The organism is uncultured Streptococcus sp., from assembly GCF_902463925.1.
In the GTDB taxonomy this organism is placed as follows: Bacteria; Bacillota; Bacilli; order Lactobacillales; family Streptococcaceae; genus Streptococcus.
The window spans coordinates 58,600-81,178 of record NZ_CABQHE010000009.1 but is presented as its reverse complement, the minus strand read 5'-3'; the positions used below and the strand labels follow the sequence as shown (position 1 = coordinate 81,178).

Here is a 22,579-nt window from a genome sequence, read left to right as displayed (position 1 = left end):
ATGACAAAACTATTTTCAAATTATAAGCGGGCAGCGATTGATTTTGCTTCGGCTCAGGGCAATTATTTGACAGATACAACTGGCAAGACCTACTTGGATTTTTCATCAGGTATCGGGGTAACCAATCTGGGCTATCATCCCTCTGTCAATCAGGCTTTGACAGAGCAGGTGGGCGAGATTTTGCACCAGCCCAATCTCTATTACAATCAGTTGCAAGAAGATGTTGCTGACCTTTTAATTGGAGACAAGGATTATCTAGCCTTTTTTTGTAACAGTGGTGCAGAGGCCAATGAGGCTGCTATAAAAATCGCCCGTAAGGCATCGGGTAAACAAGAAATCATTACCTTCCAAAATGCCTTCCATGGTCGAACGTTTGGATCTATGTCTGCCACTGGTCAGGATAAAATCAAACAAGGTTTTGGTGAAGGTGTGCCCCACTTTAGCTATGCTATTTTCAATGATATAGACAGTGTCAAATCCTTAGCCAGTGAAGAAACTGCAGCTATTATGCTGGAGTTGGTTCAAGGAGAATCGGGTGTGCAACCTGCGGATAAGGACTTTGTTAAGGCTTTGTCTGATTATTGTAAGGAGACAGGTATTTACCTCGTTGTAGATGAGGTTCAGACAGGAATTGGTCGTACTGGTAAGCTTTATGCTTATGAGCACTACGATATTGAACCAGATATCTTTACTTTGGCCAAAGGTTTGGCCAATGGGGTGCCAGTTGGTGCCATGCTTGCCAAGTCCTCTCTTGGAGCAGCTTTTTCTTACGGAAGTCACGGCTCTACCTTTGGAGGAAATAAACTGGCCATGGCAGCGGCCAAGGCTACGCTTGAAGTTATGTTGGCTCCAGCTTTTCTGGATACTGCCCTTGAAAATGGAAACAAGCTACAAGAAAAATTGCAGGCAGCTTTATCTGATAAAGAGACAGTTACCACTGTGCGTGGCTTGGGGTATATGATTGGAATTGAGACCACTGGCAATCTTGGAGAACTGGTTCAGGAAGCTAGAGATAAGGGGTTGATTGTCTTAACTGCAGGGACAAATGTGATTCGACTCTTGCCACCAATCACCCTAAGTGATTCTGAAATCAAAAAGGGTGTGGTTATCCTATCAGAAATATTTGACTAGACAATAAGTAAAAGAAATCACTTGACTGTAAATCAAGTGATTTCTTTTACTTATTGTCAGTAGTAATCTCGCTGAGAAGTCCTTTAGCTGTTGTTGTTGGCAGAATACGGACACGATTAAGTGAGAGGAGACCATCCTTGGAACTAGCTAGCCCTTCGTTGGTTGTTAGTCCTAACTTGTATGTTTTCTTAGCTAGGTCCAGTGTCGTTTGATTGTAGCGACCTGATGGGTAGGCAATGGTATTGACCTTTGTATTGAGTTTGTTTTCAAGGAAGTCGATAGAATCCGTTAATTCAACCTTTTGTGTCGCGTTGTCAGTGGCTGACAAATCAGGGTGGTTAACCGTATGAGACTGGAAGCTCATGCCGTGTGCCATCATTTCTTTCATCTGCTTGACGGTAAGATTTCCGGCATTTCCCTTCTTAACAAAGCCAGTGATGACATTGTTGGTTGCCTTAGCCTTATATTTTTTGAGAATCGGGTAGGCAATGGTATAGAAATCTTCGTTACCATCGTCAAATGTCAGCCAGACGACCTTCTTAGCAGGCAGAGTATTTTCAGTGAAAGCTTTGTAGGCTTCTTCGGGAGTTAGGAAATAGTAACCCGCATCAACCATGGCCTTGATTTGTGCTTCAAAATTGTCCGGAGCAATAATCAGGTTGGCGTTAGAAGCCTCAGATGGATCCATAACGTGAACAGCATGGTACATGAGGATAGGAATTTGGACAGGCTTGTCATAGGTTTTCCACTTAGTTGCCGTCTTAGACTGACTGGTCTGAGATTGTTGTTGGTAGCTTTTCGACTGATTTGGGCGGTTTAACATGAAAACTGCCAGTAAGCCAAGAAGGACTAGGTTTAGGACAAGCAGAAGAAGGTTCATTTTTTTTCTGTTAGCTTGACTTGTTTTTTTCTTTTGAGAAGTCATTGTATCCCCTTTCAAATAGGTCTAGCTATTATTCTAACAAAAATGGGGTGAAAATGCACAGAATTTTCAGTGAAAAAAGAATACTTGTCTCCTTAAATGGCAGAAATATTCTGTCAATTCCGACAGAAATATGGTACAATTAAAAAAATGTATGTTTTTAAGGAGAAATCGTAAATGTCTATTAAAATTGGATTGCTTGGCTTTGGTACAGTAGCTAGCGGTATTCCTTTCCTTTTGAAGGAAAATGGTGAAAAGGTTCTTGCAGCCTCACGTGACCAACTCGAAATTGCGAAGGTTTTGGTTAAAGATGACGAGGAAAAAAATCGTCTTATCGCTGCTGGAAATGACTATAATTTTGTCACAAATGTTGACGAAATCCTTAACGATGACGAGATTCAAATCGTTGTCGAATTGATGGGCCGTATCGAGCCAGCTCGTACCTTTATCACAAAAGCGCTTGAAGCAGGTAAAAACGTTGTTTCTGCTAACAAAGACTTGATTGCTACTCACGGCAAAGAGTTGATTGCTCTTGCTCAAGATAAGGGTGTGGCTTTCTACTATGAAGCTGCTGTTGCTGGTGGTATTCCAATTTTGCGTACTTTGGCTAATTCTTTGACATCTGACAAGGTGACACGTATTCTCGGTGTGCTTAACGGAACATCTAACTTTATGATGACTAAGATGGTTGACGAAGGTTGGTCATACGAAGATGCCCTCAAGACTGCTCAAGAACTTGGTTATGCTGAAAGTGATCCAACCAACGACGTTGAAGGGATTGATGCAGCTTATAAAGCCGTTATCCTTAGCCAATTTGGTTTTGGTGCCACAATTGATTTCGACGATGTGACTCATAAGGGGATTACAAACATCTCTACTGATGATGTGGCTGTCGCTCAAGAATTGGGCTATGTCATCAAATTGGTTGGTGATGTGCGTGAAGTAGAATCAGGTATCTCTGCAGAAGTATCACCAACATTCTTGCCAAAAAATCACCCACTTGCTAGCGTCAACGATGTTATGAATGCAGTCTTTGTTGAATCTATCGGTATTGGCGAATCAATGTACTACGGTCCAGGTGCTGGTCAAAAACCAACAGCAACATCTGTTTTGGCAGACATTATCCGTATTGCTCGTCGTCTTTCAGATGGCAATGTTGGTAAACCATTTAACGAGTTCCGTCGCGACTTGCCATTGGCTAATCCAGCGGACGTTAAGAGCAACTACTACTTTGCTCTTGATACGCCAGACGAAAAAGGTAAAATCCTTCACTTGTCTGAAATCTTCAACTCAGAAGATATTTCATTTGAACAAGTCTTGCAACAAAAAGCAAATGGTACAACAGCTCGTATCGTTGTGATTACACATGCTATGTCTAAAACTCAACTTAAAGCTGTTACTGAAAAACTTGAAGCAGCAGAAGATTTCACAGTTGTTAACACATTGAAAGTTTTGTCTAACTAATTGATAAGCCCATACTGGTGCGTATAAGAAAGGTATTCAAGGAGAAAAGTCGCTAATGGCTTTCCTCCTTTTGGTGTATTATTATGAAAATTACTGTTCCAGCAACATCTGCCAATATTGGTCCAGGTTTTGACTCTGTGGGTGTTGCCGTTTCTAAATATTTGACAATCGAGGTGCTTGAACCAGCAGATGCATGGCATATCGAACACGATTTGGGAGATATTCCTTCAGATGAAAATAACCTCCTCATTTCAACAGCCTTGCAAATGAAGTCTGATTTGCAGCCCCATAAATTGGTGATGACATCAGATATTCCCTTGGCTCGTGGGCTCGGTTCTTCTAGCTCAGTTATTGTCGCAGGGATTGAGTTAGCCAATCAATTGGCAGACTTGAAGCTCTCAGATGACGATAAACTTGATATTGCGACCAAGATTGAAGGTCACCCAGACAATGTTGCCCCAGCTATCTTTGGGAATCTCGTTGTAGCCTCTTATGTGGATGAACATGTTAATAGCATCGTTACAGAGTTTCCAGAGTGTGCTTTTGTCGCCTTCATTCCGAGCTATGAGCTTAAGACGTCTGATTCACGTGGAGTTCTTCCAAGTGACCTGTCTTACAAAGATGCTGTGGCTGCATCATCTATTGCTAACGTTGCCATTGCAGCTCTTTTTGCAGGGGATTTGTTTAAAGCAGGACGTGCTATCCAAGGAGACATGTTCCACGAACGCTACCGCCAAAAATTGGTCAAGGAATTTGCGACCATTAAGGAATTGTCAGGCCAATACGGTGCCTATGCAACCTATCTCTCAGGTGCTGGTCCAACAGTTATGACCTTAACACCACATGATCAGTCTGAGGCTCTTAAAACGGCTATCGATGGTCTTGGATTAGACGGTGAAACCTTCATCCTATCTGTAGACAAAGCAGGTGTTATCGTTGACTAGAAAGAATCAAGGGTTGCTCTTTGGGCTTGCAAGCTATATTCAATGGGGATTTTTATCCCTTTTTTGGAAGCTTTTAGCAGGTGTTTTAGCCTATAACACCTTCTCATGGCGGATTGTCTTTACTGTAGTGACCATGCTGGTTTACGCGCTAATAGCTAATCAAACTACACGTTTTAAAGGGGAACTTGTGGGACTTTGGCAGGATAAAAAGGCCTTGCTTAGTATGCTGCTTGCCAGCTTTCTTATAGCAGCTAATTGGTTGATTTATATCTATGCTGTGGGTCATGGTCAAGCGACGCAGGCTAGCTTGGGCTATTACATTATGCCTATTGTTTCTATCCTATTTGCCCTCATTTTTCTTCGTGAATCTCTGAGCAGAAGTATGTGGGCAGCAGTAGTATTGGCCTTTATAGGAGTACAGGTTCTTGTTGCCAATACAGGAAAACTTCCCATGGTTTCTTTGGGGCTAGCTCTGAGCTTTGGTTTTTATGGGTTAATCAAAAAAGGGGTTAGGCTCTCCAGTGACGTAGCCATGCTAGTAGAAAGTGGCTTGCTACTACCTTTTGTAGCTATCTATCTCATTTTCTTTTCTCCAGAATCATTTTCTTCTTATTCGAACATGGAAATGTTTCTCCTAGCCATCTCAGGTGTAGTGACGGCTGTTCCCTTACTTTGCTTCTCGGAGGCAGTTAAAAGGGCACCGCTTAACCTTATCGGGTTTATCCAGTACCTCAACCCTACGATTCAACTGCTCGTGGCCATTCTCATTTTTGGTGAGACGGTTAGCTTTGGAGAATTGAAAGGTTTCCTCTTTATCTGGGTAGCCATCCTAGTCTTTGTAACTGGTCAAATTTTAAATCTTCGTAAGAGTTCTTGATATCTGTCAGGGACTTTTTATGACATCATACTAAAAACGGACCAAGTTTCTCTGACAATTTTAGAACTTTGAGATATAATAGTAGTATCAGATAAAAATAGCGGAGAATTTTATGCGAAAAATAAAAAAACTAGTGGGCTATCTGATTCTGCTCGCTATCCCAGTTGCCATCGCTGCAGCCTTGTTTGTTTTTAACGGCTCGGGCTATCGCTTGTCAGAACAAGATGCTGCAGACATTGCTTACAAAAATGCAGGTGTCAAAACTTCTGAGATTTCTCAATCAACAGTTTCGAAATCACGTTCTGGGCTTCACGGAAGTTATGAGATTAGTTTCACAACGTCAGGCAACCATTTTGAGTATACGATTGACGGTCTGTCAGGGTCTATTTTGAAACATAAGAGTGACCATCCAACGTCTAAAGATGAGGACGATGCTCAAAAAGGTGAAGAGCCTAAAGACGAGAGTCAATCTAGCGAAAGTAAGGACGAGACAGCAGTGTCCAAAGAAACTGCACAAACGACAGCTCTTAACCATGCTGGCCTAGCTGAGGGTTCTGTGACAAACTTGAAAACGGACTTGAAGACTGAAGGAGACGGTAAAGTCTACAATATCAGCTTTGATTATGCTGCTAGTGGCCTACGTTATAAATACGCGGTAAATGCTGATTCAGGAGCTATTGTAGCCTATACGACAGAGTATCTCACAGGAGCTACTGCAGCTGCGCAATAGGTCGTAGATAGTGGGAAAGTTCTCCTTGTTTATTAAGGAGAAACCTTGCAATTTCTCTGAAATGGTGTAAACTTAAAGTGAAAACGATAACAATAATTTTAGAGAGTGCCGTAGAATCAAGGAGGCTTTGACCATGAAAAAATTCCAAGCATTTAAAGACACGCTTAGCAATAAGGCTCTCAAAGCTATTTACGAAGAAAGTAAATTGGAAGTCCAAAATGAAACAACTGAAGGCACGGAAGCCTTTTCAGTTGCCTTGGCAACCCAAATGGCTATCAATCTACTTGAAAGCTATGAACAATGGCTAGAAGAAAGGGCTGAGGAAGAAAAATAAGATGAGATCCTTGTCGACAGACAGGGCTTTTCTAATGAGAATAAAATGAGGAATTGGATTCATCTTTTAAGGTAAAATCGCTAGTCTAACTTATTTGCAAATTCAGGTCCCCACAATTTCATTTGTCTTGAGATTAAAAATGTGATAGAATAAGACCATTCAGAGGTGCTTTGAAGCCCATTTGTCACAGGAAGCGGTGGTACTGAGAAATCCGCACAAATGTCAAAGCTGGTTGCTGATGGTCAAATTGAATCAAGAAAGCTGTGAGTGGTTTCCACTCAAAATTGGGTGGTACCGCGGATACACATTCGTCCCTGTCATAGTTATGGCAGGGATTTTCTATATCTTTTAAAGAACCAAGACCGAAGGTCGCAGGTGAATTTAGAGATATTGATGCAGACGGAGCGAAAGCGAGGTCTACGTTCCTACCAAAGGAGGGTGACATGAAGCAATCTTTTGAGACCAGTAAATTGTATTATGGTTTTCCCATTTTTATCTTGGGTTACCAGGACCAAACATACGGCTATAATGTGACGACTTGTAGTTCTTCCTATAGTCTAGGAGATTGGCTAGTCATCGGGGTTGGTAGCGAGGAAAATGCGGCAGACCAGATTAAACATTATCAGAAATTTACGGTTAATATCCCTGATGAAAACCTCATGCTTGAAATGGAACAGGCTGGTTTTATTAGTCGTCGTGAAAAGATTACTAAGCTTGGCCTAGATTTCCAACCTTCTGAACTGACACAAGCACCCATCTTGGATGCCTGTCCAGTCGTTCTGGATTGCCAGGTGGATCGAATTATTGAGGAAGATGGTATCTGCCATATCTTTGCTAAGATTCTAGACCGTCTGGCTGAATCTGATTTGTTAGATGACAAGGGACATTTTAAAAATGACTGCTTTACACCGACTTACTTTATGGGTGATGGCTATAAGCGTGTCTATCGTTATCTAGATGATCGAGCCGACCCCATGGGAAGCTTCATCAAGAAAGCGAGGAAGAAGGATGACAAGAGCTGAATTGCCGGAACGAATCGAAACGGAGCGTCTTCTTTTACGAGTCCGAACAGTGGCGGATGCTGAGGATATCTTTGTGACTGTCTGATATACGTCTTGCTAAATAGTGAGTGGGAGAAGGAGAAATGAAATGGATTGTTATCTTATTGCTTGTACTTCTAATTTCTTACTTTTATAAAAAAGAAAAAAATAAAGAGAAAAAGTTGAATATTAGTTATTCTAATGAAATTATCCCAAATACTAATTATGAAGTATCTCCAATAAACGAGGAATTTTTAGCTCTAATGCCTAAAATTGAGTTCTTACCTACAGAGATTAATCTTGATGAAAAAACTATGCATGAGATTTCAGATGGAAATGTTGTAGCGAAATTAGATGCTCTTGTGCCTCAAATTGTTCAAAAATTCAACAATCATGTCAAAAATAAATCTATTAAAGAGTTATTAAATCAAGTCAAAGAAGGTAATATCTATCAAGTAGTTATCCCACCTGGAGCAAAACTTTACGATTCGAAAGAATTACAGGGAGCTTTTCGTGGTGGTTACAACATAAATAACAAACTTGCAGGTCAAGCCAATCTTATTCCAATAGATGCTGAAGAAATAACAGCTATCTCAAATACAGTAGCTGATGTAATGAATATTTCCTCCATGGTTGTAGGTCAATATTATATGGCTCAAATTGATACTAAAATGGCGGAAATGCAGGAAGGAATAGATAAAATATATGATTTTCAACAGACTGAATTTAAAGCTAGAATAATAGCTTTAATAGGAAAAGTTGGTAACATTTCCAAATTTAATATCGAGATCATTGAGAATGATGAATTGAGAAAACGTTCTTTAGATGACTTGAATCGATATAGAGATGATGCAGTTGAATTATTACAACAAGTCAATTTAACAATAGAAAATATCGTATCTAAAGGTCACAACTCTGAATTCAATAAATACCAAGAAAGTATTGATGATCTTGATAGACTGATTAGATTTCAACAATACTTGCTCTCAATTTTAGAAGAAATTGGACGATTAATTTATCTATTAAACAAGGGTACCGTATCTTCTGATCATTGTTATTCTTTATATAACATTTATATTGAACAATCTACGGATGCTAGAAATTTATTAAATCAATGGCATGATGAGAGCATCAAAACATTTGCACTTGATTTGGATAATAAGAGATATGCTAAACAAGGTTGGGAAGGATTATTATTCGAAATCCCTGGAATGATTATCAATGATTGGAAATATAATGAAATCCCTGATTCTGTAATCACACAAATTTATAAACAACTAGATAATTCACTTGAGATAGAAAATACAACTGAGAATTTACTAGAAAAAGAAACTAAAATAATATCAAAAGACGGTAAATATTATTATTTAACAGAATAAAAGGAGGACACACACATGTCTAAAGAACTTTCACCTAAATACAATCCAGCCGAGGTTGAGGCTGGTCGTTACCAAAAATGGCTTGACGAAGATGTTTTTAAGCCTTCTGGCGATAAAAAGGCTAAGCCTTATTCAATTGTTATTCCACCACCAAACGTAACTGGTAAACTTCACCTTGGTCACGCTTGGGATACAACTTTGCAAGATATCATTATCCGTCAAAAACGTATGCAAGGTTTCGATACGCTATGGCTTCCAGGTATGGACCACGCAGGTATTGCCACTCAAGCTAAAGTAGAAGCGCGTTTGGCTGAAGACGGCATCTCTCGTTATGACCTTGGTCGTGAAAAATTCCTTGATAAAGTCTGGGAATGGAAAGACGAGTATGCGTCAACTATCAAGCAACAATGGGGTAAGATGGGTCTTTCTGTAGACTACTCTCGTGAGCGTTTTACCCTTGATGAAGGTCTTTCAAAAGCGGTTCGTAAAGTCTTTGTAGAGCTTTACAAAAAAGGCTGGATCTACCGTGGTGAATTTATCATCAACTGGGATCCAAAAGCTCGTACAGCCCTCTCTGATATCGAGGTTATTCACAAGGATGTCGAAGGTGCCTTCTACCACATGAACTACATGTTGGAAGACGGCTCACGTGCTCTTGAAGTAGCAACAACTCGTCCTGAGACTATGTTTGGGGATACTGCTGTAGCGGTTAACCCAAATGATGACCGTTATAAAGATTTGATTGGTAAAAATGTTATCTTGCCAATCTTGAACAAGCCAATCCCAATCGTTGGGGACGAACACGCAGACCCTGAGTTTGGTACTGGTGTGGTTAAAATCACACCTGCCCATGACCCTAATGACTTCTTGGTTGGTCAACGTCATAACTTGCCACAAGTCAACGTCATGAACGATGATGGTACCATGAATGAATTGGCTGGTGAATTCAACGGTATGGACCGCTTTGAAGCACGTAAGGCTGTTGTTAAGAAATTGGAAGAAATCGGTGCCCTTGTCGAAATTGAAAAAATGACTCACTCAGTTGGTCACTCAGAGCGTACAGGTGTGCCTGTTGAGCCACGCTTGTCTACACAATGGTTCGTTAAGATGGATCAATTGGCGAAAAATGCCATCGCTAACCAAGACACAGACGACAAGGTTGATTTCTACCCACCTCGTTTCAACGATACCTTCCTTCAATGGATGGAAAATGTCCATGACTGGGTAATTTCTCGTCAGCTCTGGTGGGGTCACCAAATCCCTGCTTGGTACAATGCTGAGGGTGAAATGTACGTTGGCGAAGAAGCACCAGAAGGTGACGGATGGAAACAAGACGAAGATGTCTTGGATACTTGGTTTAGTTCAGCCCTTTGGCCATTCTCTACCATGGGATGGCCGGATGTCGACTCAGAAGACTTTAAACGTTATTATCCAACATCAACTTTGGTGACTGGTTATGATATTATTCCGTTTTGGGTGTCTCGGATGATTTTCCAAGGTTTGGAATTTACTGGTAAGTCACCATTCAAAAATGCCTTGATTCATGGTCTCATTCGTGATGAGCAAGGACGCAAGATGTCTAAATCTCTCGGTAACGGGATTGATCCAATGGATGTTATTGATAAGTACGGAACAGATAGCCTTCGTTGGTTCCTTTCAAACGGTTCTGCACCAGGGCAAGACGTGCGTTTCTCTTACGAGAAAATGGATGCGTCATGGAACTTCATTAACAAGATTTGGAACATCTCTCGCTATATCCTTATGAACAATGAAGGTTTGACCTTGGATGCGGCACGTGAAAATGTGGCTAAGGTGGCTGCTGGCCAAGCAGGTAATGTCACAGACCGTTGGATTCTCCACAACCTCAACGAAACGATCGGCAAAGTTACTGAAAACTTTGATAAGTTTGAATTCGGTGTGGCTGGTCACATCCTCTACAACTTCATCTGGGATGAGTTTGCGGACTGGTATGTTGAGTTGACTAAAGAAGTGCTTTATAGCGATAACGAGGACGAAAAAGTCATCACACGTTCTGTTCTTCTTTACACCTTGGATCAAATCTTGCGTCTCCTTCACCCAATCATGCCATTCGTAACCGAAGAAATCTATGGCCAAATCTCTGAAGGAACGATCGTGACTGCTGAATACCCAGTGGTTCGTCCAGAATTTGAAAACGAAGAAGCAGCAGCTGGTGTAGAAGCTCTTAAAGATGTGATTCGCTCCGTTCGTAACTCACGTGCAGAAGTGAACGTAGCGCCAAGCAAACCAATCACTATCTTGATCAAGACAAGCGACAGCAAGCTCGATGCTTTCTTTAATGACAACGTCAACTACATCAAACGCTTCACAAATCCAGAACACTTGGAAATTGCAGCAGATGTCGAAGTTCCTTACTTGGTTATGTCAAGTATCATCACAGGCGCAGAAATCTACTTGCCACTTGCTGACCTTCTTAATGTTGAAGAAGAATTGGCTCGTCTTGAAAAAGAATTAGCCAAATGGCAAAAAGAACTGGACATGGTTGGAAAAAAACTTAGCAACGAACGCTTCGTAGCCAATGCCAAACCAGAAGTCGTCCAAAAAGAACGCGACAAACAAGAAGATTACCAAGCTAAATACGATGCGACAGTCGTACGTATTGAAGAAATGAAGAAATTGGTTAAATAAAGAAAGAGACACGGCGGAATGCCGTGTTTTTTGGTATAATATATTAAATAGATAATGTAAAGGAATTAATATGATTGAAGTTGTAGATTTATTTTCTGGTGCTGGAGGATTGACTTTTGGCTTTCAGAATACAATAAAAAATAATAATTTTGTTTTCAGAAATGACTTTAATATTAGATTTGCAAATGAATTCAATCATGATGCAGCAGAAGCTTTCAGACTGAATTATCCTGAAATTACTATGATTGAGGATGATATTGCTAATATAGATGAAAAATTTTTAAAATCAAAAGGAATCAGCTCAAAAGGAGTTGATTTAGTTATAGGTGGTCCACCTTGCCAATCCTTTAGTACGGTTGGTAAAAGGCAATATGATAAAAGAGCCAAAATGTATAGAGAATATCGAAGGATACTCTCATTCATTCAACCAAAGATGTTTGTTTTTGAAAATGTTTATGGCCTTTTAACTATGAAAAATGAACAGAATGGACCGATTATTCGAAATGTAAAAGAAAGTTTTAATGATTTATCGAGTTTTGGTGATGTCAGTGGGTACAATGTCTATACTAAGTTGCTTAATGCAAAAGACTTTGGTGTTCCTCAAAATCGAGAACGTGTCTTTTTGATAGGAATCCGAAAGGATTTAAAAATTAAGTCAGAGTGGATATTTCCAGAAGTAATGACCTTGAATAATGAAATTACATTAAGAGATGCAATTAGTGATTTACCTATATTAGGGAATAATGAACAAAAAAATAATTATATATGTGAACCAAGAACAGAGTACCAAGCTTTATTAAGAGGAAATCAAACTGAGCTACTTAATCATGTTAGTCGAAATCATGGTGAGAGATTACAAAAAATAATGAGAGCTCTTGGAGAGGGGCAGGGGAAAAACGATATTAATAGGATGGTAGAAGATGGTATTTTAGATAAAGATTTATACCTGACTTCTGGTTATAACAATACTTACGGTAGATTGTGGTGGGATAGACCTTCTACTACCATTACAAATAATTTGTCAACACCATCCTCTCTTCGTTGCATTCATCCTGAACAAAACAGAGCTTTGACGGCTAGAGAAGGGGCAAGAATTCAATCTTTTCCAGATAATTATAAATTTGTAGGTGGATTGCAAGCTATCAATACTCAAATTGGGAATGCTGTACCTCCTATTTTGAGTATTCATCTGGCTAATAGAATAAAAAAATTTTTCGAGGAAAATAAATTATAAAGGCGTTTAATTATGATCGAAACTAATAGTATCCGATTTAACTTCTCTTATTTTGCTTTAAACTTGTTAGGAAAGCAAATGTATACTAATAAATGGAGTGCAATATCTGAATTAATAGCTAATGGTTTAGATGCTGGTGCAACAAATGTTAAGCTCTATATAGAATCTATCGATAAAGAGAATTCAATCTTAGAAATTTTAGATAATGGTAGTGGAATGAACTATGAAGATTTATCCACTAAATACGCCTTGATTGGTAGAAATAGACGTATATCAAACGAAGAATTCTCTGAGAAGACAAAGGGAAGAAAAGGTATAGGAAAATTAGCAACATTATTTTTGTCAAAAAAATATTATATAGTTTCTAAGAAGGGAGGAAATGAAACAGCTTGGATGTTAGACTCCACAAATGCATCTGATAGTGATATTCCTGAATTAATTCGTGTTGATATTAAAGATGTATCTATTGAAAATAAAAGTGTTTGGGATTCGTTTGAGTCAGGGACTTTGATAAAATCAGTAGGAGTTAATTTATCTGGATTTGCAGAGGGAAAGTTAGATTCTTTGAAGATGAATTTGGCTAATTATTATTTGTTAAACAATATTGGTGCAGTTATCGAAGTGGCGTACAAGACTAGAGCAAAACAGAAGATAGAATTTTCAAAAGTTTCTAAAGTAATTGGATTTAAAAATTTGTATGCTTTTTTTCAAACTTCTGAAGGTATCGTTGAAAATAAATTGTTAAATGACTCAGTGAAAATAAATGCAGATTTAGAGCAAGTATCCAACAAATTACGTAAGGTAAAAAAATTAAATCCATCAGACATTACTAAAATAAATTTGAAAGGAAAAAGGAAGTTTTTAACTTTACAAGGAGATGAAAAGGAATTTGATTATGAATTGACTGGTTGGATAGGAATTCACAGTACAATTAATATGGTGGAAGCATCTGAAAATACAAAAAATGATCCAAATAATAGATTTATAAGAAATACTGTTTATAAGGCTAATCAGCTAAGACTTTATGTTAGAGATAAATTAGCAGTATCAGATTTTATGCCACAATTAAATAATACTCAAGCATTTGGTAATTATATAGAAGGGGAAATCTCGTTTGATATTTTAGACAATGATTACTTGGAGGATATTTCAACTTCAAATCGTGAAGGATTATCAGGAAATGATGAAAGGATAACTTTATTGATTGAACTGTTAAAACCAATTGTTAATAAGTTGATAAGTGAACGTGTTAGTATTGGTAGTGTAGTTCGCAAAGAAGTGGAAAAAATTCGACAAGAAGAAAAGGAGAAATTAGAAAGAAAAGAACAACTTGCAGAGGAAAAAAGAAAGCAAGCAGAAGAAAATAAAAGAATTGCAGAACAGCAACGTCAGGAGGCTGAGTTAGCCAAAAAATTAGCAGAGATAAAACAAAAGGAAGCAGAAATTGCCAGAGATACTGCAGAAAAGGAAAATAAAAGAAAGGATATTTTAATCGGAAGTAATAATTCTGCGCAACAAAATTTATTAGCTCATGAATTAACAGGAGTGTATAAAAATATAGATTCAGTAAATAAAAAGATAGTTGCGGATTTTAAATCTACAGATGATTTTGAAAGAGTGAGTCAATATGTTGTTAGTCTAAAAAAATCTTCTGGAAAATTATTTACCATAAAAAACCAAGTGCTCAAATTAAATACTTCTGAAGTTAAAGGGAAAAAATATATTAATGTAAAAAGTTATATAAAAAGTTACTTAAACAGTCTGTCTTATGAAAATTTAGAGATTGTAATCGATTTTTCCAATAATCCTCATACTTCTAGTGTACATATTTTCGATTTAGGTATGATACTAGATAATTTTATTATAAATGCTATGGATCAACTAGCAGATAAAATTATATTTAAATTTATAGATGAAGAAAATAAATTAGTTATTTCCTCTAATAAACCACTATCATCTGAAATAGTAAATAAGGATGATATTTTTAGACTAGGATTTACTACTAAAGAAAATGGGACAGGAGTTGGAATGTACATAATTAAACAAACTTGTAAAAAATTTAAATGGGATATTAAAGTGGTTTCAAATACGGAAGAAACAAGTTTTATAATTGAATTGGGTGATAATTAGAAGATGCGTAGAGATATTAGTATTATTTGGTTAGAAGATGAAATGGAAGATGCTTTTCAAGATTATTTAGATATAGTAAAACAAGCTATAAAAGACAAAGGTTATCAATTATTGAAAGATAATTGTTATTTATGTGAAAGCATTGGGGAAGCCAGAGAAATTTTGGATGATAGTTCTAAAAGAATCGATTTTTTTATATCCGATTTTAATTTAGGAGAAGAATATTCGAATGGGATTAATAATGGCATTGACTTTTTAAATGATGTACGAAGTCGAGAAAACTATAAGCAATTTTTTATTCTTTATTCAAAAAATTATTGTGAAATAAAGGATACAATAATAACAAAAATTGATAAGGGAAATAATCTAGGCTTATTAAATAATACTATGATTATCAACTTATCTTCTCCTAGTGATGAAGTAATTAAACGTGATTTTCAGAAAGCCATTGAAATTAGTCTATCAAAATGGGATGAACTTAATGCTCTTAGAGGAGAATATATGTATGAAAATGCAGAATTGGAGTATATTTTAAGAAGAAAGTGTTCAGACTATTCCGAAGATGTATCATATCGAGAACTTGTGAAAAAGTATTTTATTCATGAATTGAAATTAAATAATAATTTAAAGAGAAGAAATATCGAAAGTTATAAACACCTTAGTGATATTAAAGAAAACTGGTTGATGCTTATTGATCGCCGTAATGCCCTTGCTCATGTAATTGAGGATCACGAGCCTGAGAAAGGATATTTCATTCAGTCTAATAATGAAAATTGTGTGGAAAGTTTTACAATTTATGAAAGTGATTTAGATAAAGAAAGATGTGATTTACTTGAAGTAGTCGCAATGATAAAAAAATTATTAGTTTAGAAAGCAGGTTATTACATGACAAATTCTGTAAGTTCGAACCAACCTGAAAAGTACAACATTGCAGCTTTCTTCTCAGGTGTTGGGGGAATTGAGTTGGGATTTGAACAGACCAACGAGTTCAGAGTGGTGTATGCCAATGAATTTGATAAGTATGCGCGTCAGACTTATCAGTTAAACTATCCAGATACCTATTTGGATAGTCGTGATATTCATGCGGTACAGCCGGAAGACATTCCAGCTGAGCGCGTGGATGTGGTTATGGGAGGCTTCCCTTGTCAGGCCTTTAGTATTGCGGGTTATCGCAAGGGGTTTGATGATGATCGTGGCGATCTTTTCTTTGAATTGCTTCGCATGATTGAAGGACGCAAACCTCGTGCCATTTTTATCGAAAACGTAAAAAACATGGTCGGTCATGACCATGGCAATACTTTCAAGGTTATTCGTGAAGCCTTGACCGAGAACAACTACTTTATCAAGTGGAAGGTTCTCAACGGGAAAGACTATGGAAATATCCCACAAAATCGTGAGCGGATCTACATTGTTGGTTTTGATACAAAAGAAGCCTATGATGTTTTTGAATTTCCTGAAGAAGTCAATTTGACAACTTCTCTGAGTGATGTTATTGATTTTGGTGCGGAGCCTGGTGAAGCATTCTATTACCGAGAAGATAAGCAAAGATTCTATGATGAATTGAAAGAGTGTGTGACTAGTCAGGATACAGTTTACCAATGGCGTCGCCAATACGTTCGTGAAAATAAGAATGGTGTAGTTCCTACCCTGACCGCAAATATGGGAACAGGCGGACATAACGTTCCATTGATTTTGACAGACAGTGGTGAGATTCGTAAGTTGACTCCGAAAGAAACCTTTAATGTTCAAGGGTATCCGAAATCTTTTAGACTACCAGAAGGGGTTTCTAATGGTCAGCTGTATAAACAAGCCGGAAACAGTGTCGTTGTTCCTGTAATTAAACGCATTGCGGAGAATGTTGCCAAGGCTTTAAACAAGGGTATAGGTAAATCTCAACATAATCGCTCGGGAAATATCGCAATTATCTATATCAAGATGAATGGACAATTTGAAGGCGAGTCGTATGTTAAAGATTTTGTAAATAATGAAGCAGAAGCATACAAAAAAATTTATGAAGAATATGATGGCAATCTTGAAGTTATTACTGATGAACAGTATAGATCGTTGATTCGTAATAAAAAAAGTAAAGAATTTTATATGCTGTCCATAAATAGATAATAAATTCATGCGTATTGTTGTTTCTAGTGAGGAATATGTTAAGTTATCCGAAAATCGTGTTAATTTAGTGTTTTACAGTACCGTTTAACGAATTATATAAGTAAGAGGACTAGTGAAAATCTAGTCTTCTTTTGATATACTTAAGCAAGAAGTGAGGATTGATTGATGTGGGAACACCTAAAACAAGAACAAAAAGACAAATATAAGACCCTCATTACCAATTTTGCTAGTCTGAGTGAGGCCTTTTCACAAAAAGCAGAAGTGGATGAACAGAATAGTGCAGAGGATTTTGTAGCTCCAATTGTTAACTCAAAATTTCAAGAAACAGTTTTTCAAAGAGCTTTTCAAGCCGTTGGAGAGGATATTGCAAATACCTCCTATGATGCTTCGGTTGTTGTTGATGAAAACCACAAATATCTTGTTGGAATCAAATCATTTGGTCTTAATTCAGGTGACCAAAAGATTGCTCAGTTTAAGAAAGACTCACAGTCTTGGAATGAATTACTAAGTGAAATTACTTTTTATGCTGAGATTTCTCCTGATAAAGAAAGTGCAGACAGGGAAAATTATGGACGATATGAAAAATTAGCTCGAAAAATTGCAACTTTACGGAATCAACGAATTGAATCTTCAAAAGCATTGATTAAGGGTTTTAAGTCAGATTCAACTCATGTGGAGGCTGTGTATCATGTATTAATGCCGACACCAAAAGGCAGTGTCCCTCAAATTCATGTGGGGGAGACATCTTATTTACCAGTTGATTTGGATAACTTACAAATCAAAGGGTCGACCAATCTGAAAAATCCAACGAATTTTAGGTTTACTGATGGTCATCATGATTACAAGTACACTGCTGCAGATAGTCAGCTACATATGACTTTTAATAATAAGGAGATTATTGTCGATACTTGGGATGTACAGTATGTCGAAGACCCCTTTTATCTTTTTGAGAATCTTCATTTATTGACAGCAGATAAGAAAGCTCCTGATATTTTAGAAACTGTTTCTTGGGTAATCACAGATAAAAATGGGAATGTAGAAGAAAATTCTGGTTTTAATGGCTTTAATGGCGGATCCAAGTTAGCTAAGAAAGACCGCCTACCACGTATTATAAAATTTCAGAATCGCTTTAAAAACGAGTTATCCTCAGAGGAGATGGCTTTTGCTATATATTCATTAGAGGAGATTCTATTAAAAAGTTGGAAGACTAAGGAAGAAAAAAATCAAATGAAGATTATTCGTGAGAAATTAGTAGATTTCGCTTATTCAAAGAATAATCAAGATTTAATCAAGAGTATTGAAAAGTTGGTTTACCGACCTGTGAGCGAGGTTTATATTCCAATCCCAGAATCAAATCATTTTCATGCCGAGAGACCAGATTTTTTTGGAAAAAATATTGGTACGTTTAAACCTGGAACAAAGAAGCTCGCTCTTTCAAAAGAAAATCGAACATTTAAGTTGAGATTCTTACCATCTGGGGATATTATTGACGCTTATATTAACCAAGATTCTGGGAAAGCAATCCAGTCTATAGATAAACAGGATATTCTTGGAAATTGGATTTTGAGAGGAGTCTTTCAACTTGCTGAACGAGAAATCCTAACGGCTCAACGTTTAGATGAATTAGAGATCAATGGCATTCGTCTCAGCAAATTCAAAAATGGAGAAATTGGTATTGAGTTTATCTGGATTGATGTTGATAATCCTCCGTCAGATGCTATTGGATGGGTGGCGAAGAATAAATAATCCCCCTTCAGCTTTCTTTAAGCAACCCAGGTTATACTATAATCATCCTAATAAATATTGCTGAACATGTTTCGGTAGAACTCACACCTCTGACGATGAGTCAGACAGTGAAACTTTCTTTTTTTCATAAATTTCCCAAACAAGTCTAACCTACCATAGTTAGGCTTGTTTTTTGGAATAAGCGAATCAGCCTTTTTATCAAAAGTAAACGCTTACACAAATATAGTGAAAATGTTAGGCAAAGTCAGTGAAAACGTCCAAAAAACCGTCAATTCATTGACTTTCGTGGAAAATAGGACTAAAATAGCATGGTAAAAATAATTAAAAGGAGAATTCTACTATGAATTTAACTATCTTAGGCCTCGGTTTGGCCGTTATGGGTGTATCTATTGGTGAGGGTATCCTCGTTGCCAATATCGCTAAAGCTGCAGCTCGCCAACCTGAGATGTTTAGCAAACTTCAAACATTGATGTTTACTGGTGTTGCCTTCATCGAAGGTACCTTCTTCGTATTGTTTGCCCTTAGCTACATTGTCTAATAGACAAATAAAAAAGATGAAGGAGGGATGAGCAGTGGAAACTACAAGTAATCCAACCGTCTCATTATTTGGGATTGATTTTGACTTGACTGTCCTTGCCATGTCTCTCTTGACAGTAATTATCGTTTTTGGAGTGGTTTTTTGGTCAAGTCGTAAGATGACCATTAAACCAAAGGGAAAACAAAATGTACTCGAGTTCATCTATGAATTTGTGAACAACACCATTTCTCAAAATCTTGGAAAATTCACAAAAAATTATAGTTTGCTCTTGTTTGTAATTTTCACCTTTGTGTTTACAGCAAACAACTTAGGTCTGCTTGTATCTGTTAAAAGTGAGCATTACAATTTTTGGTCTTCTCCAACATCGAATTTCGGTGTTACTATCACTCTTTCTTTAATTATTACCCTCGTTAGTCATATTGAGGGGATACGTAAAAAAGGGCTTAAAGGCTATCTAAAGGGCTACCTTTCACCATACCCAGCTATGCTCCCAATGAACATTTTGGAACAATTAACCAACCTTGCTTCATTGGCCTTGCGTTTGTTTGGTAACATTTATTCTGGTGAGGTACTTACTGGCTTGATTCTTCAATTGGTGACATGGTCTGCCTTTGCAGCACCGGTATCCTTTGCTTTGAACCTTGTCTGGGTTGCCTTTTCAGCCTTTATCGGATTCATCCAAGCCTATGTCTTTATTATCTTAAGTTCAAACTATATTGGTGATAAAGTCAACGAAGAATAATTAAGAAAGGGAGAAATGAAATGTCATTACTGATTAATAGTACGACACTTGGTAATATCATTATCACACTCGGCTCAGTTTTTCTCTTGTATTACCTCATCCGTAAATTCGCATGGGATCAAATTACAGGAATCTTTGCTGCTCGTGAAAAGAAAATTGCCACAGATATTGATAGTGCTGAAAATGCTCGTCAAGAAGCAGAAAGCTTGGCACAAAAACGTCAAGATGAGTTAGCAGGTGCTCGCACTGAGGCAGCTCAAATTATTGATGGGGCCAAGGAAACTGGTAAAACTCAAGAATCAAAAATCATTGCAGAAGCACATGATGAAGCTAAACGCTTGAAAGAAAAAGCAAATCAAGACATCGCCCAAAGCCGTGTGGAAGCACTTGCTGGAGTTAAAGGTGAAGTTGCAGACTTGACTGTCCTCTTGGCGGAAAAAGTTATGAAACAAAACCTTGATGCTAAAGCGCAATCTGACTTGATTGATAGCTATCTTGATCAATTAGGAGATGCTTAATGGATAAGAAAACACAAGCTCTTGTTGAGCAGTATGCCAGAAGTCTGGTAGAAGTCGCTTTTGAACAAGACGCCGTGTCAACAATCCAAGAAGAAGTAAGGCAAATCCTAACAGTTTTTGCTGAAACAAATCTAAAAACCTTCTTGTCACAGGAAAATGTGACAAGTGAAGCTAAAAAAGAAAGTTTGAGCTTGTTTCAAGAGTCTTGTTCAGTGTATATGAACAATTTTCTTGAGGTAATCTTACTCAATGACCGTGCCAACATTCTCTATGATGTGTTGAAATTGGTCCTTGAGCTCTTTGATCAAGAGGACAATACTTACGATGTCACTGTGACATCAGCGAGTCCCTTGTCTGAAGAACAAAAAGCTCGACTTTTGGCGATTGTTTCACAAAAATTTGAGATTAAGACACGTCGTTTAGTAGAAAAAAATGATGAGGACCTTATCGGAGGATTCGTCATCAAAGCAAAAAATAAGGTTGTTGACACGTCAATTCGTAGTCAATTGCAAACCTTTAAAACGAATTTGAAATAGAAAGTGGTGTGACTTTTGGCAATTAACGCACAAGAAATTAGCGCTTTAATTAAAAAGCAAATTGAAAACTTCCAGCCAAACTTTGACGTCACTGAAACTGGTGTCGTTACCTATATCGGTGACGGTATCGCACGTGCTCGTGGTCTTGATAATGCTATGAGTGGTGAGTTGCTCGAATTTGAAAATGGTGCCTATGGTATGGCCCAAAACCTTGAAGCTAATGATGTCGGTATCATTATCTTGGGGGATTTTGTAGCAATTCGTGAAGGCGATATTGTTAAACGTACTGGAAAAATCATGGAAGTTCCAGTTGGTGAAGCCCTTATTGGTCGTGTAGTAAACCCACTTGGGCAACCAGTTGATGGTCTTGGTGAGATCGAAACAACAGGTTTTCGTCCAGTTGAAACACCTGCTCCAGGTGTAATGCAACGTAAATCAGTTTCTGAGCCATTGCAAACTGGTCTTAAGGCCATTGATGCTTTGGTTCCAATCGGACGTGGTCAACGTGAATTGGTCATCGGAGACCGCCAAACTGGTAAAACTTCAGTAGCCATTGATGCTATCTTGAACCAAAAAGGTCAAGATATGATCTGTATCTATGTGGCTATTGGTCAAAAAGAATCAACAGTTCGTACACAAGTAGAAACTCTCCGTAAACACGGTGCTCTTGATTACACAATCGTTGTGACTGCCTCAGCCTCACAACCATCACCATTGCTTTACATTGCGCCTTATGCTGGTGTTGCAATGGCTGAGGAGTTCATGTATAACGGAAAACACGTATTAATTGTTTATGATGATTTGTCTAAACAAGCCGTGGCCTACCGTGAACTTTCATTGCTTCTCCGTCGTCCACCAGGTCGTGAAGCCTACCCAGGGGATGTCTTCTATCTTCACTCACGTCTTTTGGAACGTTCAGCTAAAGTTTCAGATGATCTTGGTGGTGGTTCAATTACTGCCTTGCCAATCATTCAAACACAAGCAGGAGATATCTCAGCTTATATCGCGACAAACGTTATTTCTATCACAGATGGACAAATCTTCTTGCAAGAAAACTTGTTTAACTCAGGTATTCGTCCAGCCATTGATGCGGGTTCTTCTGTGTCACGTGTAGGTGGATCAGCGCAAATTAAAGCGATGAAGAAGGTTGCTGGTACACTTCGTCTTGACTTGGCTTCATATCGTGAACTTGAAGCCTTTACACAATTTGGTTCAGATTTGGATGCTGCGACTCAAGCGAAATTGAACCGTGGTCGTCGTACAATCGAAGTTTTGAAACAACCGCTTCATAAACCACTTCCAGTTGAGAAACAAGTTGTTATCCTTTACGCTTTGACACACGGTTTCTTGGATAGTGTTCCGGTTGATCAAATCTTGGATTTTGAAGAAGCACTCTATGACTACTTTGATAGTCACCATGAGGATATCTTTGAAACTATTCGTACAACTAAGGATCTTCCTGAGGAATCTGTACTTAATGAAGCTATCCAAGCTTTCAAAGATCAATCAGAATACAAATAGAAATAGGG

General features: G+C 37.9%; 20 protein-coding genes and 1 pseudogene. 20 read left to right on the top strand and 1 reads right to left on the bottom strand.

Going from position 1 to position 22,579, the window contains the following annotated elements; all coding sequences use genetic code 11:
- Positions 1-1,131: an acetylornithine transaminase gene (locus RDY04_RS07525; protein WP_303951345.1), complete on the top strand. Its 1,131-nt coding sequence runs from the start codon at positions 1-3 to the stop codon at positions 1,129-1,131.
- Between the two features lie 46 nt (positions 1,132-1,177).
- Here the strand turns inward: RDY04_RS07525 and RDY04_RS07520 are convergent, their stop codons facing one another.
- A complete protein-coding gene (locus tag RDY04_RS07520) occupies positions 1,178-2,056 on the bottom strand; it encodes a polysaccharide deacetylase family protein (protein WP_303951343.1) in 879 nt (292 codons plus the stop codon).
- 174 nt (positions 2,057-2,230) lie between these two features.
- Here RDY04_RS07520 and RDY04_RS07515 point away from each other — a divergent pair, with 174 nt between their 5' ends.
- The 19 genes and pseudogenes from RDY04_RS07515 (at position 2,231) to atpA (ending at position 22,571) form a co-directional block, all read left to right on the top strand.
- A complete protein-coding gene (locus tag RDY04_RS07515; protein WP_303951341.1) occupies positions 2,231-3,517 on the top strand; it encodes a homoserine dehydrogenase in 1,287 nt (428 codons plus the stop codon).
- A gap of 83 nt (positions 3,518-3,600) precedes the next feature.
- Entirely contained in the window at positions 3,601-4,461 is an 861-nt protein-coding gene (gene thrB / locus RDY04_RS07510; RefSeq protein ID WP_303951340.1) for a homoserine kinase, read from the top strand.
- The gene (gene rarD, locus RDY04_RS07505) at positions 4,454-5,338 is read left to right on the top strand and encodes an EamA family transporter RarD (protein ID WP_303951338.1); all 885 of its coding nucleotides are present in this window, start codon (positions 4,454-4,456) and stop codon (positions 5,336-5,338) included. The genes thrB and rarD overlap by 8 nt, the downstream gene beginning before the upstream one ends.
- 112 nt (positions 5,339-5,450) lie before the next feature.
- Positions 5,451-6,068: a PepSY domain-containing protein gene (locus tag RDY04_RS07500; protein ID WP_303951337.1), complete on the top strand. Its 618-nt coding sequence runs from the start codon at positions 5,451-5,453 to the stop codon at positions 6,066-6,068.
- A gap of 133 nt (positions 6,069-6,201) precedes the next feature.
- Positions 6,202-6,402 (top strand): hypothetical protein, encoded by a 201-nt coding sequence (locus RDY04_RS07495; protein ID WP_303951336.1) that lies wholly within the window; start codon positions 6,202-6,204, stop codon positions 6,400-6,402.
- A 443-nt stretch (positions 6,403-6,845) separates the two neighbouring features.
- Positions 6,846-7,424, top strand: coding sequence for a flavin reductase family protein (locus tag RDY04_RS07490; protein ID WP_303951335.1), 579 nt, complete (start codon positions 6,846-6,848; stop codon positions 7,422-7,424).
- Positions 7,411-7,497, top strand: a pseudogene (locus RDY04_RS07485) (GNAT family N-acetyltransferase); the annotation flags it as partial. The gene RDY04_RS07490 and the pseudogene RDY04_RS07485, both read left to right, overlap by 14 nt.
- 49 nt (positions 7,498-7,546) lie before the next feature.
- Positions 7,547-8,821: a hypothetical protein gene (locus RDY04_RS07480; RefSeq protein ID WP_303951333.1), complete on the top strand. Its 1,275-nt coding sequence runs from the start codon at positions 7,547-7,549 to the stop codon at positions 8,819-8,821.
- 15 nt (positions 8,822-8,836) lie between these two features.
- Positions 8,837-11,488 (top strand): valine--tRNA ligase, encoded by a 2,652-nt coding sequence (locus RDY04_RS07475; protein ID WP_303951331.1) that lies wholly within the window; start codon positions 8,837-8,839, stop codon positions 11,486-11,488.
- Between the two features lie 70 nt (positions 11,489-11,558).
- Positions 11,559-12,722, top strand: a complete 1,164-nt coding sequence (locus RDY04_RS07470; RefSeq protein ID WP_303951329.1) for a DNA cytosine methyltransferase — start codon at positions 11,559-11,561, stop codon at positions 12,720-12,722.
- Positions 12,723-12,734: 12 nt separating this feature from the next.
- Positions 12,735-14,852 carry an ATP-binding protein gene (locus RDY04_RS07465; protein ID WP_303951327.1) on the top strand — a complete coding sequence of 706 codons (2,118 nt, stop codon included), beginning with the start codon at positions 12,735-12,737 and terminating at the stop codon, positions 14,850-14,852.
- A 3-nt stretch (positions 14,853-14,855) separates the two neighbouring features.
- Complete coding sequence (locus tag RDY04_RS07460; RefSeq protein WP_303951325.1) at positions 14,856-15,722, top strand: hypothetical protein; 867 nt, start codon at positions 14,856-14,858, stop codon at positions 15,720-15,722.
- 15 nt (positions 15,723-15,737) lie between these two features.
- Positions 15,738-16,970: a DNA cytosine methyltransferase gene (locus RDY04_RS07455; protein ID WP_303951323.1), complete on the top strand. Its 1,233-nt coding sequence runs from the start codon at positions 15,738-15,740 to the stop codon at positions 16,968-16,970.
- A 165-nt stretch (positions 16,971-17,135) separates the two neighbouring features.
- The gene (locus RDY04_RS07450; RefSeq protein ID WP_303951356.1) at positions 17,136-18,716 is read left to right on the top strand and encodes a hypothetical protein; all 1,581 of its coding nucleotides are present in this window, start codon (positions 17,136-17,138) and stop codon (positions 18,714-18,716) included.
- A gap of 340 nt (positions 18,717-19,056) precedes the next feature.
- Positions 19,057-19,254 carry a F0F1 ATP synthase subunit C gene (locus RDY04_RS07445; protein ID WP_004229660.1) on the top strand — a complete coding sequence of 66 codons (198 nt, stop codon included), beginning with the start codon at positions 19,057-19,059 and terminating at the stop codon, positions 19,252-19,254.
- 34 nt (positions 19,255-19,288) lie between these two features.
- A complete protein-coding gene (gene atpB / locus RDY04_RS07440; RefSeq protein WP_154865058.1) occupies positions 19,289-19,996 on the top strand; it encodes a F0F1 ATP synthase subunit A in 708 nt (235 codons plus the stop codon).
- Between the two features lie 20 nt (positions 19,997-20,016).
- Positions 20,017-20,514: a F0F1 ATP synthase subunit B gene (gene atpF, locus RDY04_RS07435; RefSeq protein ID WP_002886161.1), complete on the top strand. Its 498-nt coding sequence runs from the start codon at positions 20,017-20,019 to the stop codon at positions 20,512-20,514.
- Positions 20,514-21,050 carry a F0F1 ATP synthase subunit delta gene (locus RDY04_RS07430; protein WP_303951312.1) on the top strand — a complete coding sequence of 179 codons (537 nt, stop codon included), beginning with the start codon at positions 20,514-20,516 and terminating at the stop codon, positions 21,048-21,050. Before atpF ends, RDY04_RS07430 begins: the two co-directional genes overlap by 1 nt.
- A 15-nt stretch (positions 21,051-21,065) precedes the next feature.
- Complete coding sequence (gene atpA, locus RDY04_RS07425; protein ID WP_295493788.1) at positions 21,066-22,571, top strand: F0F1 ATP synthase subunit alpha; 1,506 nt, start codon at positions 21,066-21,068, stop codon at positions 22,569-22,571.
- Positions 22,572-22,579 lie beyond the last annotated feature (8 nt).

Bases quoted from the DNA above. Each gene is read 5' to 3' on its own strand.
- RDY04_RS07525 (WP_303951345.1), top strand. From the start codon at position 1: ATGACAAAACTATTTTCAAATTATAAGCGGGCAGCGATTGATTTTGCT.
- RDY04_RS07520 (WP_303951343.1), bottom strand. From the start codon at position 2,056: ATGACTTCTCAAAAGAAAAAAACAAGTCAAGCTAACAGAAAAAAAATG.
- RDY04_RS07515 (WP_303951341.1), top strand. From the start codon at position 2,231: ATGTCTATTAAAATTGGATTGCTTGGCTTTGGTACAGTAGCTAGCGGT.
- thrB (WP_303951340.1), top strand. From the start codon at position 3,601: ATGAAAATTACTGTTCCAGCAACATCTGCCAATATTGGTCCAGGTTTT.
- RDY04_RS07500 (WP_303951337.1), top strand. From the start codon at position 5,451: ATGCGAAAAATAAAAAAACTAGTGGGCTATCTGATTCTGCTCGCTATC.
- RDY04_RS07495 (WP_303951336.1), top strand. From the start codon at position 6,202: ATGAAAAAATTCCAAGCATTTAAAGACACGCTTAGCAATAAGGCTCTC.
- RDY04_RS07490 (WP_303951335.1), top strand. From the start codon at position 6,846: ATGAAGCAATCTTTTGAGACCAGTAAATTGTATTATGGTTTTCCCATT.
- RDY04_RS07480 (WP_303951333.1), top strand. From the start codon at position 7,547: ATGAAATGGATTGTTATCTTATTGCTTGTACTTCTAATTTCTTACTTT.
- RDY04_RS07475 (WP_303951331.1), top strand. From the start codon at position 8,837: ATGTCTAAAGAACTTTCACCTAAATACAATCCAGCCGAGGTTGAGGCT.
- RDY04_RS07470 (WP_303951329.1), top strand. From the start codon at position 11,559: ATGATTGAAGTTGTAGATTTATTTTCTGGTGCTGGAGGATTGACTTTT.
- RDY04_RS07465 (WP_303951327.1), top strand. From the start codon at position 12,735: ATGATCGAAACTAATAGTATCCGATTTAACTTCTCTTATTTTGCTTTA.
- RDY04_RS07460 (WP_303951325.1), top strand. From the start codon at position 14,856: ATGCGTAGAGATATTAGTATTATTTGGTTAGAAGATGAAATGGAAGAT.
- RDY04_RS07455 (WP_303951323.1), top strand. From the start codon at position 15,738: ATGACAAATTCTGTAAGTTCGAACCAACCTGAAAAGTACAACATTGCA.
- RDY04_RS07450 (WP_303951356.1), top strand. From the start codon at position 17,136: ATGTGGGAACACCTAAAACAAGAACAAAAAGACAAATATAAGACCCTC.
- RDY04_RS07445 (WP_004229660.1), top strand. From the start codon at position 19,057: ATGAATTTAACTATCTTAGGCCTCGGTTTGGCCGTTATGGGTGTATCT.
- atpF (WP_002886161.1), top strand. From the start codon at position 20,017: ATGTCATTACTGATTAATAGTACGACACTTGGTAATATCATTATCACA.
- RDY04_RS07430 (WP_303951312.1), top strand. From the start codon at position 20,514: ATGGATAAGAAAACACAAGCTCTTGTTGAGCAGTATGCCAGAAGTCTG.